Source organism: Pseudonocardia phyllosphaerae (assembly GCF_046546475.1).
Classification (GTDB): domain Bacteria; phylum Actinomycetota; class Actinomycetes; order Mycobacteriales; family Pseudonocardiaceae; genus Pseudonocardia; species Pseudonocardia phyllosphaerae.
Window position 1 is genome coordinate 173,008 of the sequence record NZ_JBKGXS010000003.1, and the last position, 13,529, is coordinate 186,536.

A 13,529-nucleotide genomic window follows, 5' to 3' on the forward strand; every position below is an offset into this window, starting at 1 on the left:
CCCGTTCACCGGCGAGATGCGCAGAGGCCCCCACCGGCGTCCCGGTGGGGGCCTCACTCGTCGCCCGGCCGTCGTGCGTGACCACCTCGGGCCGGGCAGGCCGGGGTGGGTGCGGGATCAGCCGAGAGAGCTGCAGGAGACGTTCGCGGAGCTGTACTCGCTGTTGTCCAGGGACTTCGCGGTCTTCGTGTCGACCACTCGACCGGTCGCGACATCGGTGACGGTGCAGGTGATGGAACCGGGGCCGGAGCTGGCGGCGGAGACCATCGCCGACTGGAAGTCGCCCGACGTCTCGACGGTCTTGCTCCACGGCAGGGACTTGTAGTCGGTGTCCGAGCTCGTCGCGCTGCCGTTGCTGTAGGACAGCATCATCTTCTTCGCAGTCCCCGTGACCTCCAGCTTGTAGCTGGTCGGTGCCGCCGAGTACGGAGTACTGACGTCAGCCGGAACTGCGCCGGTGCCCGCGCTGATCGACGGCGCCGAGGCGGTCGGAATGTTGTTGAGATCGTCGGACAGCTTGCTGAGCCCGGTGAAGACGATGACCATGCCCCAGATACCGAGGGCGATCGCAATGATCGACAGGATCCCGCCGGCGATGGCGGTCTTCAGGTTCGTCGCGACCTTCTTGCGGGCGCGACCGAGGCCGACCAGCCCGAGGATCAGGCCGACCGCGCCGAGGCCGAAGGCGATGAACCCGGTGAACGGGATCATGCCGAACAGGATCCCGACGATGCCGAGGCACAGGGCCGCGATGCCCAGACCGTTGCGCGGGGCCGGAGCCGGGGGCGGACCCCAGCCGGCCGGCGGCTGCGGCGCGTATCCGGGCGGCGCCCACTGCTGCGGGATCTCGGCGGGGCCGCCCTGCTGCGGGCCGTAGCCCTGCTGCGGTGCGTAGCTGTACGGGTAGCCGCCCTGGGGCTGCTGCGGGTAGCCGGTCGGGATGTTCTGGTCGCCCTGCTGCGGGCTCTGCGAGGTGGTCACGACCCACGTGTCGCTACGCCGTACGGCCCTGTTTCGGCTGCACCGAACGGTTCCACAAAGTTGTGGAGAGCGGCGTAGCGCGTACCGCCCGGGTCGCTGCGTCAGTCGTCCTGACGGACCTGGCCCAGCGTCTCGTCGGCCCATGCGGCGGCGTTGCGCAGCCGCAGGCTGTTCGTCACGACCAGGAACGACGACACCGCCATTGCCGCGCCGGCCAGCAGCGGGTTGAGCAGCCCGGCCATCGCGACCGGGATCGCGGCGACGTTGTAGCCGAACGCCCACCACAGGTTCCCGCGGATGGTGCGCATCGTCGCCCGGGCCAGCTCGACGGTCGCCGGCAGCACCCGCAGGTCGTCGCGCACCAGCACGACGTCGGCGGCCTCCAGCGCTACGTCGGTCCCCGAGCCCACGGCGACACCGAGGTCCGCGGTGGCCAGCGCGGCCGCGTCGTTCACGCCGTCGCCGACCATGGCGACCGTGCGGCCCTGTTCCTGCAGCGCACGGACGTGGTCGACCTTGCCGTCGGGCATCGCACCGGCGACGACGTCGGTGATCCCGCACGCCGCCGCGACCGCCTGCGCGGCGGCCGGACGGTCGCCGGTGAGCAGCACCGGCCGCAGGCCCGCAGCGACCAGCTCGGCCACCGCAGCCTGCGCGGACTCCTTCACCGGGTCGCTCAGCGCGATCAGGCCGGCGAGCTCGTCGTCGACCTCGACGGCGACGACGGTGTGCCCCGCCGCCTCCCACTCCTCGACCCGGCCGGCGAGCACGCCCGCGTCCTCCGGCGGCCGCCCGACGGTGACGACGACACCGTCGACCCGGGCACGGGCGCCCAGGCCGGGCAGCGCGACGAAGTCGGTCGCCTCGTGCACCGGCAGGTCCGCGGCACGCGCCCGGATCGCGGTGGCGATGGCGTGCTCGGACCCCGCCTCGACGGCGGCGGCCCTGGCCAGCAGCAGGTCGGCGTCGGTGCCGGCGTCGGCACCGACGCCGAGGGTGGCCACGTCGGTGACGGTCATCCGCCCGGTCGTCAGGGTGCCGGTCTTGTCGAGCACGACGGTGTCGACGGCCTTCGTCGTCTCCAGCGCGCGGTAGCCCTTCACGAAGATGCCCAGCTCCGCGCCGCGGCCGGTGGCGACCATCAGCGCCGTCGGTGTCGCGAGGCCCAGCGCGCACGGGCAGGCGATGATCACGACGGCGATGGCGGGCGCGATGGCCCCGGTCCAGCCGGCACCGGCGACCAGCCAGCCGACGAGCGTCAGCACGGCCAGGCTCAGCACGACCGGCACGAACACCGACGACACCCGGTCGACCAGCCGCTGCGTCGCCGACTTCTCGGTCTGCGCCCGCTCGACGGCGGCGATCATCCGGGCCAGCCGGGTGTCGGCGCCGACCTGCTCGGCGAGCACGGTCAGCGCCCCGCCGGAGGCGATCGTCCCGCCGGTGACGCGGTCGCCCTCGCCGACCTCGACGGGCACCGGCTCCCCGGTCATCGCGCTGGTGTCGACGGCGGCCCGCCCGGTCTCGACGACGCCGTCCGCCGCGATCCGCTCACCCGGCCGGACCAGGAACCGGTCCCCCACCCGGAGCTTCGAGACGGGCAGCGCGGTCTCGGTCCCGTCGACGACGACGGTCACCTCGTCGGTCTCCAGCGCGGCCAGCGAGCGCATGACCCGCCCGGCCGTACGACGGGCACGGGCCTCGAAGTACCGCCCGGCCAGCACGAACGTCGTGACCCCAGCGGCGACCTCCAGGTACAGCGGCCCGGTGGGGTGCAGCACGGCGTCCCAGCCGGACAGGGCCGGGGACGCGTCGTCGATCAGCGCCATGCCGACCAACGACCACGCCGACGCCGTCAGCACCCCGAGCGAGACCAGGGTGTCCATCGAGGTGGTGCCGTGGCGCAGGTTGAGTACCGCGGTGCGGTGGAACGGCCACGCCGCCCACCCGACGACGGGCAGCGCGAGCGCGGCGACCACCCACTGCCAGCCGGGGAAACGCAGCGTCGGCACCAGCGACATCGCCAGCGACAGGTCGGCCAGCGGGATGAACAGCAGCAGCGCGACGGCCATCCGCAGCCGCAGCCGGCGCAACGCGGAGTCGTCGGCGGTCGCGGCGTCGCCGGTGTCGGCGGCGCCCGGGTCGTCGGTGCGGATCTCGGTGGCGCCGTACCCGGCCTTCTGCACGGTCTCGACGAGCCGTGAGACCGGCACGTCCACCGGGTGCTCGACGATCGCCCGCTCGGTGGCGAGGTTGACCGTGGCACGGACCCCGTCCAGCTTGCCCAGCTTGCGCTCGACCCGCCCGACGCACGCCGCGCACGTCATCCCCTCGATGCGCAGCTCGACCTCGTGGACACCCGTTTGCGGGGCCGGACGGTCGACCGCACTACCTGCACTCACTCCACCATGGTTCTACACGGTGTCGGCGATCCGCCACCTGGTCCTGTGACCTGCGGATGTCGTGACGCAACGCGACCGGCGGGACCCGGTCGCCGACGGTGCAGCGCGCTGCACCACCATGTCAAGGGACACGTGCCGGTCGCGGGTCCCGACGAGTGCGATCGGCCGGGCGGGTAGCGCGGGACCACCGACGAGGAGGAAGTGTGATGGCCACCGGCAACAAGAAGCCGGCGAAGAACCCGATGACGGCCCGGAAGGGCCCGTCCCAGGCGACGGTGCTGGGCATCGTCGTCGTGGTGGTCTTCGCCGTGCTGGTCGGCGTGGGTGTGTACCAGGCGAACAAGCCCGCCGACGTCGTGACGCCGCCGAACGCGACGGCGAGCGGCTTCACGCTCGGCGACCCGAACGCCAAGGCGAAGATCGACATCTACCTGGACTTCCAGTGCCCGGGCTGCAAGGCGTTCGAGCAGCTCTCCGGCGACACCGTCGACCAGTTGCGCACCTCCGGGCAGGCGCAGGTCATCTACCACCCGGTCGCCATCCTGGACCGGACCTCGCCGGACAAGTACTCGTCGCGATCCGCCTCCGCCGCGGGCTGCGCGGTCGCGAACACCCCGGACGCGTTCCCGAAGTTCGCCCGGATGCTCTACGACAACCAGCCCGAGGAGGGCACGCCCGGCCTGCCCGAGGCGAAGCTGATCGAGCTGGGCAAGCAGGCCGGCGTCGGCGGCGACTTCGAGCAGTGCGTGAAGGACGAGCGCTACGAGCCCTGGGCCGGCGCGGTCACCCAGCAGGCCGACAAGGACGGCCTGAGCGGCACGCCCACCGTCAAGGTCAACGGCAAGCAGATCGCCCAGCCCACCCCGGACGCCCTCAAGCAGGCCGTCGCTGCCGCCGGCTGACCCGGCAGGACCGACCCCGCACGAACGCGGCGGTTCGGAGCGCATGACGCTCCGGGCCGCCGCGTTCGGCGTTTCCGGGGCGTCGCGGTTCCAGGGCGTCTCGGTTTCGGGGCGTCTCGGTTTCCAGGGCTTCGCGCCCCGGCGGTTCCGCTCCGTAGCGGCCTGTCCGCCTACTCGCGGAGCGGACAGTCGGCGCAGAGCCCGTCGGGACCGAGCGGCCGGCGTGCCGTGGCGGCCCGATGCTCCTGGTCCCGGAGGTACTCCTCGCGGCGGAGCCGGCGTTCGCGGGCGATACGCCGCCACTCCCGGCGCTGGGACTCGGTGTCCATCGAGGCCCCGATGAGCAGGGCGATCCAGACCAGGGCGAGCACCCCGAACGTCAGGACCAGAGAGGTGTTCATCTCCGACCACCCCCGGACGGGGCGGGCCGGCTCGTGCGGACTGCGCGTCGTGCGGTCATCTCGCACCCCCAGATCAACGGGCGGATGGTTCCGCCCTCCCAGGTGGGAGCCGAGTATGCGGGGCGAACGCCTCGATGCACCAGGGGGTAACGCAAAACTCTCAGATGCAATTGCGAGACGGTGACGGCGCGTACTCTCTCGACGGGGGCCGGCGAGCGGGGCGAGGAGGACTCATGACCGTGACGCACGGTCCCGTCGTCATCCGGCGGCGTCTCGGCTGGGTGCTCAAGAAGCTGCGGATGGACCAGGGCCGCCAGCTGGGCGAGGTCGCCAAGATGCTCGAGGTCTCGCCGTCGAAGCTGAGCCGGATCGAGACCGGGCACGTGGAGCCGAAGTTCCGGGACGTCCGGGATCTGCTGGAGATCTACGACGCCGACACGGAGACCCGCGAGCGAGCGCTCGACTGGGCTCAACAGGCGAAATCACCCGGCTGGTGGGCCCGACTCGGACCGGCTTCGTCCGGCGTCGACCTCAACATGCTGATCTCGCTGGAGTCCGAGGCGCGCACGAAACGAATGTTCAGCATCCCCATCGCCGGCCTCCTGCAGACCGAGGCCTACGCCCGTGACCTTCTGACCCGCGTCTTCACGCAGCGCGAGGACGACTCGGAGATCGACAGGATGGTCGAGATCCGTATGGGGCGACAGAACGTCATCGAGCCCGACCGTGCAGACGCCCCTCCGCTGGTCCTCCATGTGCTGATGGATGAGGTCGCGCTGTATCGGTGCGCCGACCCCACGATCATGCGCGGCCAGATCGAGACTCTGCTCCGTCGCCGGGAGCAGGACAACGTGCTGTTGCAGATCGTTCCGTTCCGAGCAGGCTGGACGAACGCGACGAGCACCTTCTCGATCTTTGACCCCCGTGACACCGAGTCGGACTGGCGCGTAGTCAACGTCGAAGGCACTGCGAACGACGTCTTCGTCGACTCGGAGCAGACGATCGCCGACTACGAGCGGATCTGGTCGGAACTCCTCGAACTGGCACAGTCGCCCGAGGAGAGCCAGGAGACGCTCGAGCGCGCGCTGGCCGCTACGAAGATCAACGGCGAAGCGTCTCGAGGTCGAACTCCCCGCCCTTGACTCCGAGAACAAACGCGCTCCACTCGTCGTCGGTAAAGGCGACACTGTCCGCACCACCGGTCGCCCGCACGACGACCTGACCAGGAGAAACAGCAACCTCGACACATTCGCCACGAGTGCAGAACGAGCTGGTCACAAAGTGCAATTCAGACAACAGGGGGCCTCAGTTTCGAACGCGTTCCCGGGGAGCGAGCGGCGCACGAACGCCTCTCACATCATCCAACGACCCACAGCAGAGGCCAGCACCACATTCACTCGATGGAGTTCGCCGGCACTCCCCCTGGCGTTAGCCGCCGTGCCGATGCGGGTGCTTCATCCATGATCGCCACGTCCGTGACGAGGCGTTCGCTGATCGCACGCCGCGTCACGATTCCGCCGATCATGGACCATCCCCGCGCAAGCCGCCGGGCCCCTCCCGGGCGAAGATCGCCGCATTCGTGACCACGCGGCCGCTCAGCGAACGCCTCGTCACGAACCTGCCGATCATGAACAGGCGGGGTCCGGGAAGTCTGCATCCCCGTTGGGACGGGCGGGCTCAGCCCTCCACGGCCAGCTCGGACGGCGCCGCCGGGGCCCGCTTCTCCGCACGCCGGATCAGCACGATCCCGCCCAGGATCAGCAGGCCGCCGAGTGCCTGCATCGCGGTCGGGATCTGCGCGACGAGCAGCCAGGCCGCGAGTACCCCGAACATCACCTCGGACAGCCCCACGAACGAGGCGACGCGGGTGTCGAGCAGCCGGATCGCGAGGATCCCGGAGACGTAGGGCAGGACCGTCGCGAGGACGACGAGCATCGCCAGCAGCAGCCACCAGTCGATCGCGGTGCCGGCGAGCGAGGCGGTCGGGGCGCCGGCGTGGAACGGGGTGAACCCGGCCAGCCCGCTCAGCACCAGCGCGACGGTGCCGACGACCATGCCACCGGAGATCATCAGCATCGGCGGGACGTGGCCCTCGCCGTCGCCGCCGGGCAGCAGGAAGTACACGCAGACGCAGACCGCCGAGGCCAGGCCCCACACGATCCCGACCAGGTCGACGCGCTGCGGCCCGAACGGGTCGACGACACAGATCAGGCCGACGATCGCGACGACGCAGCCGGCCAGCGTGGTCACCGACGGCGTCCGGCGGGTGCGCAGCCAGGTCCAGCCGACGAGCAGCACCGGCGCCAGGAACTCCAGCAGGAGCGCGACGCCGACCGAGAGATGTTGCAGCGCACTGAAGAAGCAGAGCTGCGTCCCGGCGACGGCGGCGAGGCCGTAGAGCAGGACGCGCCGCGCATTCGGGCCGTCGAGCGGATGACGCATCAGCAGAACGACCCCGACCGGGGCGAGCACGACGGCGGCACCGGCGATACGCATCAGCGTCGTCAGACCGGGTGACCAGCCGGCCTCGAGGAACGTCGAGCCGAGTGGGCCGGAGAAGCCGTACGCGGCGGCCGAGACCAGCGCCCAGCCCAGGCCGCGCATCGTCCGCTGCCCCGCCTGCGCCGATGTCACGACCGAAGAACCCATAGACTCCTGACACTAGGAACCGACGACGTCAGGGGTCAACATGGAATTCGCCCATGACACCCAGGTGGTGCTCGCCGCGGCCGCCGCGCTGGTGAACACCGCGACGACGACGCCGGACCCCCTGGACGACCTGGCCTCGTTCGAGGCCTGGCTCGACGAGCAGCCCTACAGCGGCGACCGCGAGCACACCGACGCCGAGCGGGTCTCGGTACGGGACCTGCGCGCCCGGGTGGCCGCGTTCTGGCCGGCCGCCGACGCCGAGCCCGACCGCGACGGCACCGTCGAGCTGGTGAACGCGCTGTTCGCCGAGACCGACGCGCGTCCGGTACTGGCCCGGCACGCCGGCTGGGACTGGCACCTGCACGTCACCCCGTCGCACGCCCCGCTGGCGCACCGGATCGGCGCCGAGATCGCGATGGCCGTCGCCGACCTGATCCGGGTCGACGACCTGTCGCGGCTGCGCCGGTGCGCGGGCGAGGACTGCGACGCCGTGCTGGTCGACCTGTCGCGCAACCGGTCCAAGCGGTTCTGCGACACCGGGAACTGCGCGAACCGGGCCCACGTGGCCGCCTACCGGGCCCGCCGGGCGAAGGCCGCCGAACCTGCGGGACGGCGCGCGCGTTCGTAGCCGGCGTACTGGGCCGGGCGGGGCCGGCAGCGGCTCAGGCGACGACGATCCGGCCGCCGTCGACCTTCACGGTCCGGGACTCCAGCGGGGCCTTGGCCGGGCCCTCGATCGGGGCACCGTCGGTGAGGGCGAAGATCGAGCCGTGGCACGGGCAGCTGATCCCGGTGCCGGTGACCTGGTCGACCAGGCAGCCGGCGTGCGGGCAGGTCGCGCCGAACGCGGCGTACTGCCCGGCCACCGGCTGGGTGACGACGACGCCGTCGCTCGCGAAGACCGTGCCGCCGCCGACCGGGATGTCCGACGCGGCAGCGAGGCCCTGCTGCGGCGCGCCGGCCTGGCCGGACGGCTGCGGTGCGGGCGGGCCGCCCGGCGGCGGTGCGGCCTCGGGGGCGGCGCCGCGGGGTGTGCCGTAGGTGGCGCAGCCGGCGGCGCAGGTCGCCGCGCAGGCCGCGCCCGCGCCGGCCAGCAGCCCGCGGCGGGTGATCGGGGACATGATGCTTCCTCGCAGGTGGTGGGAGGTTCGGGTCAGAACGACAAGCCGTGTCCGGTGAAGAACCAGAGCGCCGAGGTCAGCCAGACACCGGCCAGTATCGCCAGCAGCAGGCCGCCGCAGACGGCGAGCACCCAGCCGGGGATCCCGGGCCGCCGCAGCAGCAGCATCTTCGTGACGAAGGCGCCGTAGAACACGCAACCGAGCAGCGAGTGCAGCAACGCCGAGGTCGTCGCGCCGGACCAGCCGAACGCGTAGAGGCACTGGACGGCGACGGGCACGGTGACCAGCACCGCGACGCGTCCGGACCAGCGATGCACAGTCGTGACGAACGGGTCACCGGAGGCGAGCATCCGCCCGGTGACGCCCTGCACGATCGCCAGCAGCAGGGCCAGCGAGCCGAGCCAGGCCTTCGCCGCGGCACCGCTGGAGAACCCGGCGAGGTTCACCGCGACACCGGTCCCCTCGTGCTGCCGTGCCCACACCCCGAGCGCGACGGCGACGAGCGCACCGATCGCGACGGGCACCGCGACGGCGGCCACGGTGAGCCGCGACGACGGGGCGGCCGCCGGGGCCACGTAGCCGTCGTGCCCGGTGTCCCGGGTCCGACGGCGGGGCTCGGGGCTCTCCGGTTCCGCGGGCGGCGCCCACGGCCCGGCGTACGGGTCCCGGGCGGGTGCCCGGCCGGGCCGCGGGACGGTGAACAGCTCGTGGTCCGGGTCGCCCCAGTACTCGGCCGACCGGGGACCGTCGGGCCGGGCGTCGTCGGACCGGTGGTCGTCCGGTCGGGCCTGCGGTGCGGGGACGGCGTAGGCGTCGTCGGCCCAAGGATCGGCCCAGGGATCGGTCCGGGGATCGGCCCGGGATCCGGCGGCGCCGGCGGGCCGGGCACCGTCGCGCGGGATGCGCGGCTCGGGTACCCACGACGCGTCGGCCGTGCCGACGGGGGCGAAGCCGTGCGGGTCGGTGGCGTCGGGGTCGGCGTGGCGTCCGCGGGGACGGGTCATCAGTAGCCTCCGTAACCGCCGGAGCCGTAGCCGTCACCCGCGGGCGGCGCGGGGGCAGGCGCGGGCTCGGGCGCCGGGGCGGGCGCGGAACCGGACGAGGAGTCGGCCTTCCAGTCCTTCTTCGTGGAATCCCCGGACTGCCCGGAACCGGACTCCCCAGCGCCGGACTCCCCAGCACCGGACTTCTCGGGGCCCTTCTTCCCGATGCTGAACTCCCAGCTCTTCCCCGCCGCCCGCGCGGTGCCGGTGGCGACGCCGTCGGCGACGGTGTACTCGACCCAGGCGCCGTTCTTGCCGGTCAGCCGGGTCGCAGCACCCTGCTGGACGGTGCCCCTGGTCCAGGACTCGAGCTCGTCGCCGTCGCAGACGTAGGCCTTGGCCTTGCCGTTGGTCACCCAGATCGTGACGGTCACCTTCCCGTCGGTGGAGCGGCCGTCGTAGACGACCTTGCCGCTCGGGGCGGGAGCGGCCTGCTGCTGCGCCGCCCAACCGGGGTCCGTCGCGGCACGGGGCGGAGCCGCCAGGGGCCGGCCGAGCGAGGCCGAGTCGGCGGCCTGCTGCACCGCCGCCGGGGCCTCGGGCTCGGTGAGCACGACGTTCGCCACGCCCATCCCGGCACCGACGGCGCCCACCGCAGCCAGCGTGATCAGGGGTCCACCGAAACGCATGTCACTTCACCTCGATACGAACGGAGTCGAACGCGGGGGTCTGGTTGGCGCGCTGCATCATCGGCATCCGGTGCGAGCCGTCACCGGCCCATGAGGAGCACTGCAGCTGCCCGGTCTGCTCGACGCCGGGGACGTCGATGGTCACGCTGTCGGGCGTGGCGCCGCCCTTGTTGTCCTCGGTCGCCTTGAAGAACAGCGGCGCAGGTGCGGCATCGGGGGCGGCGTCGGTGCTGTCGAGCATCCGGCAGGCGGTGTGGAAGTGGCCGCGCTGCAGGCCCTGGCCGTCGAGTACCGACGACTCCTTGTAGTAGCCGCCCTGCGCCGCGCCGAGGAACCGGTCGCGGACCAGGTTCCGGGTGCTGACGGTCAGCTGGAACCCCTCGCCGCGGGACACCTCGGTCGGCGACTTCGTGATCAGCAGTGACGGGTTCTTGTCCGCGGAGCCGACCTCGCCGAACGCGGTCGAGACGCACCGCGGGCCCTTCTCGAACCCGTCGTGCGGCTGCAGCTCGCTCTTCTCGCAGTCCGCGGCGAGGACGTCGGCGGCGGACTGCTTCTGCTCGCCGCCCTGTTTCTCGCCGTCCTGCTTCTCGCCGTCCTGTTTCTGCCCGTCCTGATTCTCGCCCTGCTCCGGCTGGTCGCCACCGGTCCCGGATCCCTGTCCGGAGTCCTGGTCGGAATCCTGGCCGGCCCCCTCCGACGATCCGGAAGAGTGGTCGTGCTCCCCGGCGGAGCCGGACTCCGACCCCGAGCCGGAGCCGGACGTCTCGTCCGAGCCGGTCAGCCCCTGCTTCCCGCTGCCCACGGAGCCGGAGCCGGAATCGGAACCCGGGTCCGCGGTACGGCTGCTGCCTGCGGTGTCCTTGTCGTCGCCCGCGGTGGCGGCGCCCGCGGCGTAGGCGGCGGGCGCGCCCACCATCGCGCAGACGGCGACGGCGGCGGCGACCACCACGCGTCGGTTGCGTCCGGTGTTCGGTGTCATCGGTACTGGCTCCTCGAGGTGCGACGGTGCGCGCCGGTCGTCGCAGGACCGGCGGTCTCGGATCGTTCGGGCTGGTCGGGAAGGTCGGTGGGGTTGCCGGCGGCCGTGGGGTCGGTGGGTGCGCGTGGCCGGACGTCGGGGACGCGGGCCAGCTCCTCCCACGGGTCGGGTGGGCCGATCGCCGATCTCGGTGGTGCCGCGTCCCGGGATCGGCGCGGCGCGGGCAGCGAGACCGGCAGCAGGCCGCCGAGACCCCGCCCGGACCCGCCGCCCGGGGCGCCGCGCCGGTGCAGCGCGGTGAGCAGGCCGCCCGCGGCGAGCAGCGCCCCCGCGACGACGACGGCCGGCACCACCAGGTCCGACGCGCTCCGCCCGGTCGTGGCGGGCGGGGGCGGCTCGGGCAGCGACGCGTAGTCGACGAGCCCGGTGGACTCCAGGTAGCCGATGTGCCGGGTGACGTAGGCGTCGGCGTCGGTCGCGAAGCGGCGCATCAGCTCGTTGCGGGTGCCGACGCGGACCTGGCTGATCAGCGGCAGGACGGTGCCGTGCGCGGCCCGCAGGATCTGCACGAACTGCCGGTCGTAGTCCGCGCCGGTGCGGGTGGACAGGTCGTTCATCCAGCCGATCTGCTGGTCGTTGGGCCTGCTGGGCAGCAGGACGCCGAGCTGCTCGGCGGTCGTACGGACCTCGGTGTCGAGCTCGTGGTGCTCGACACCGAGCTTCTGCGCGACACCGCGGACGGCCGGTGCGCTGGCCTGCTGCTCGCCCTGCTGCCCGGTCGGGCCCTCCCAGAGCCCGGCGAGGCGCACCTTCTCCAGCAGGTCGCGGTCGGCGGGACCGAGCGGGCCCCAGCGGGTCTGCGTCCAGCCCTGGTCGGACACGGCCGGGGCGGCCATCCACGACTGCGTCAGCGCGACGACGACGACCGCGGCGAGCGCGACCAGCATCGACCAGCGCAGCGGGCCGGGGATCCGGCGGGACATGGTGTTCTCTCCTCTCTGCACGGGGTCACACCTGGGCGAACTGCTCGGTGTGCACGCGCTCGTCGGGGACCTCGAGGGAGGCGAGCGTGTCGAGCACGTCGGTGACCAGCTGCGGGCGGCCGCAGATGAAGTAGTCGAGGCGCAGGGCGGGGTCGTCGAGGTCGGTGAGCACGGCGGCCAGCAGCGCGGTGTCGATCGGCCCGGTCGCGCCGGACCAGTCCGCAGGCGGGCGGGTCACGACCTCGGTGACCTCCAGGTCCAGCCGGGTCCGGAGCTCGGCGAGTTCGGCCCGGAACAGCAGGTCGGCGCGGTCGCGGGCGTGCACGACCAGCCGGTGCGGACGCGGGTCGCCCCGGTCGGCGGCGGTGCGCAGCATGCTCATCATCGGCGTCACGCCGACGCCGCCGGCGATCAGCACGAGGCCGGTGGAGGGCACCGCGTCCGGGGTGAACGAGCCGTACGGGCCGTCCACCCACACCGGGTCGCCGCGGCGCAGCTCACGCAGCCGGGAGGCGAAGTCCCCGGTGTGCCGCACGGTGAACTCGACGCGCCCGGTGTCCGCGGCGCTGGAGGCGATCGTGAACGGGTGCTCCTCGACCGACATCTGCTCGAGCCGGATCCAGGCGAACTGCCCGGGCCGGAACCACGCTCCGCCGTGCCTGCCCCGGCGCAGCAGCACCAGCGTCGACACCGTCGGGCTCTCGCTGCGCACCACGTGCACCCGGAACTCGCCGCACCGGTCGAGGCCGCGCATGCCCCAGCGCAGCACCATCACCGCCACGACCAGCAGGCCGAGCACACCGAGCACCGGCCCCATCACCGCGTCGGAGACCAGCTGGTTCAGCCACAGCACGTGCAGCGCCGACCCGCCGACGACGACCGCGGCCAGGCTCAGGTGCACCCAGCGCCAGATCTCGTGCGAGCCGCCTCTGCGGACGCCGCGCAGCGCCAGGACCAGCAGGATCCCGATCGCGACGGTCCCGGCCGTCGCCGCCTGCCCGCGGGCCGGGGCGAGGCCGGGCACGAGCAGCCCGACACGTTCGGGACGGTCGGCGACCACACACGCCAGGTGCAGCGCGACGAGCACACCGGCCAGCACACCGAGCCTGCGGTGCAGGCCGAGCAGGGTCTCCAGGCCGAGCGCGCGGCTCAGCCCCCGGACCCGCGACGGCAGTACCGCGACGACGACCAGCGCGGACAACGCAAGCAGCCCGGTCAGCACCGACAGGTGGTGCAGCGGGGCCTGCGGCCCGGCGCGCAGCATCCAGATCAGCGACGGCCCCACCAGGACCGTGACCAGCACGGATCCCCACGCGAGGTTCGCGCGGCGGTGGGCGAGCCAGGTGTCGGTGTGCGGCGCGGGGCGCCGGTGCGGTGCGGTGACCGGATGCGGGAGCGGGCGGCTCACCGGGGCCCGGGCCGGAACCCGGGGGCCG

14 protein-coding genes are annotated in these 13,529 nt (G+C 72.9%); 3 read left to right on the forward strand and 11 right to left on the reverse strand.

The features are described from left to right. Positions 1 to 117: 117 nt before the first annotated feature. Together ACLE50_RS09295 and ACLE50_RS09300 are read right to left on the reverse strand one after the other, a co-directional pair. A complete protein-coding gene (locus tag ACLE50_RS09295; RefSeq protein ID WP_410943027.1) occupies positions 118 to 981 on the reverse strand; it encodes a DUF4190 domain-containing protein in 864 nt (287 codons plus the stop codon). 101 nt (positions 982 to 1,082) lie between these two features. Further along, a complete protein-coding gene (locus tag ACLE50_RS09300) occupies positions 1,083 to 3,383 on the reverse strand; it encodes a heavy metal translocating P-type ATPase (protein WP_410943028.1) in 2,301 nt (766 codons plus the stop codon). A gap of 206 nt (positions 3,384 to 3,589) precedes the next feature. Here ACLE50_RS09300 and ACLE50_RS09305 point away from each other — a divergent pair, with 206 nt between their 5' ends. Next, positions 3,590 to 4,285: a thioredoxin domain-containing protein gene (locus tag ACLE50_RS09305; RefSeq protein WP_410943029.1), complete on the forward strand. Its 696-nt coding sequence runs from the start codon at positions 3,590 to 3,592 to the stop codon at positions 4,283 to 4,285. A gap of 170 nt (positions 4,286 to 4,455) precedes the next feature. Here the strand turns inward: ACLE50_RS09305 and ACLE50_RS09310 are convergent, their stop codons facing one another. Next, the gene (locus tag ACLE50_RS09310; RefSeq protein WP_410943030.1) at positions 4,456 to 4,686 is read right to left on the reverse strand and encodes a hypothetical protein; all 231 of its coding nucleotides are present in this window, start codon (positions 4,684 to 4,686) and stop codon (positions 4,456 to 4,458) included. A 233-nt stretch (positions 4,687 to 4,919) separates the two neighbouring features. On the opposite strand from ACLE50_RS09310, the gene ACLE50_RS09315 reads away from it, so the two are divergent. Next, positions 4,920 to 5,828, forward strand: coding sequence for a helix-turn-helix domain-containing protein (locus ACLE50_RS09315; protein WP_410943031.1), 909 nt, complete (start codon positions 4,920 to 4,922; stop codon positions 5,826 to 5,828). Here the strand turns inward: ACLE50_RS09315 and ACLE50_RS09320 are convergent. Both ACLE50_RS09320 and ACLE50_RS09325 read right to left on the reverse strand, forming a co-directional pair. Beyond that, positions 5,788 to 5,964 carry a DUF397 domain-containing protein gene (locus ACLE50_RS09320; RefSeq protein ID WP_410943032.1) on the reverse strand — a complete coding sequence of 59 codons (177 nt, stop codon included), beginning with the start codon at positions 5,962 to 5,964 and terminating at the stop codon, positions 5,788 to 5,790. The two genes, ACLE50_RS09315 and ACLE50_RS09320, sit on opposite strands and share 41 nt — an antisense overlap. 399 nt (positions 5,965 to 6,363) lie before the next feature. Further along, complete coding sequence (locus tag ACLE50_RS09325; protein WP_410943033.1) at positions 6,364 to 7,320, reverse strand: EamA family transporter; 957 nt, start codon at positions 7,318 to 7,320, stop codon at positions 6,364 to 6,366. Positions 7,321 to 7,375: 55 nt separating this feature from the next. On the opposite strand from ACLE50_RS09325, the gene ACLE50_RS09330 reads away from it, so the two are divergent. Continuing rightward, the gene (locus ACLE50_RS09330) at positions 7,376 to 7,963 is read left to right on the forward strand and encodes a CGNR zinc finger domain-containing protein (protein ID WP_410943034.1); all 588 of its coding nucleotides are present in this window, start codon (positions 7,376 to 7,378) and stop codon (positions 7,961 to 7,963) included. 34 nt (positions 7,964 to 7,997) lie between these two features. Here the strand turns inward: ACLE50_RS09330 and ACLE50_RS09335 are convergent, their stop codons facing one another. From ACLE50_RS09335 to ACLE50_RS09360, 6 genes are read right to left on the reverse strand one after another with little or no spacing between them, the layout of a single operon-like run. Further along, positions 7,998 to 8,456, reverse strand: coding sequence for a Rieske (2Fe-2S) protein (locus ACLE50_RS09335; RefSeq protein ID WP_410943035.1), 459 nt, complete (start codon positions 8,454 to 8,456; stop codon positions 7,998 to 8,000). Positions 8,457 to 8,488: 32 nt separating this feature from the next. After that, positions 8,489 to 9,460, reverse strand: a complete 972-nt coding sequence (locus ACLE50_RS09340) for a DUF6529 family protein (RefSeq protein ID WP_410943036.1) — start codon at positions 9,458 to 9,460, stop codon at positions 8,489 to 8,491. Continuing rightward, positions 9,460 to 10,128, reverse strand: a complete 669-nt coding sequence (locus ACLE50_RS09345) for a hypothetical protein (RefSeq protein ID WP_410943037.1) — start codon at positions 10,126 to 10,128, stop codon at positions 9,460 to 9,462. Before ACLE50_RS09345 ends, ACLE50_RS09340 begins: the two co-directional genes overlap by 1 nt. Position 10,129: 1 nt before the next feature. Beyond that, on the reverse strand, positions 10,130 to 11,110 hold the full coding sequence (locus ACLE50_RS09350; protein WP_410943038.1) for a hypothetical protein: 981 nt from the start codon (positions 11,108 to 11,110) through the stop codon (positions 10,130 to 10,132). Next, positions 11,107 to 12,093, reverse strand: coding sequence for a DUF4142 domain-containing protein (locus ACLE50_RS09355; protein ID WP_410943039.1), 987 nt, complete (start codon positions 12,091 to 12,093; stop codon positions 11,107 to 11,109). The genes ACLE50_RS09350 and ACLE50_RS09355 overlap by 4 nt, the downstream gene beginning before the upstream one ends. 25 nt (positions 12,094 to 12,118) lie before the next feature. Then, complete coding sequence (locus ACLE50_RS09360; protein WP_410943040.1) at positions 12,119 to 13,501, reverse strand: ferredoxin reductase family protein; 1,383 nt, start codon at positions 13,499 to 13,501, stop codon at positions 12,119 to 12,121. Between the last annotated feature and the right edge of the window lie 28 nt (positions 13,502 to 13,529).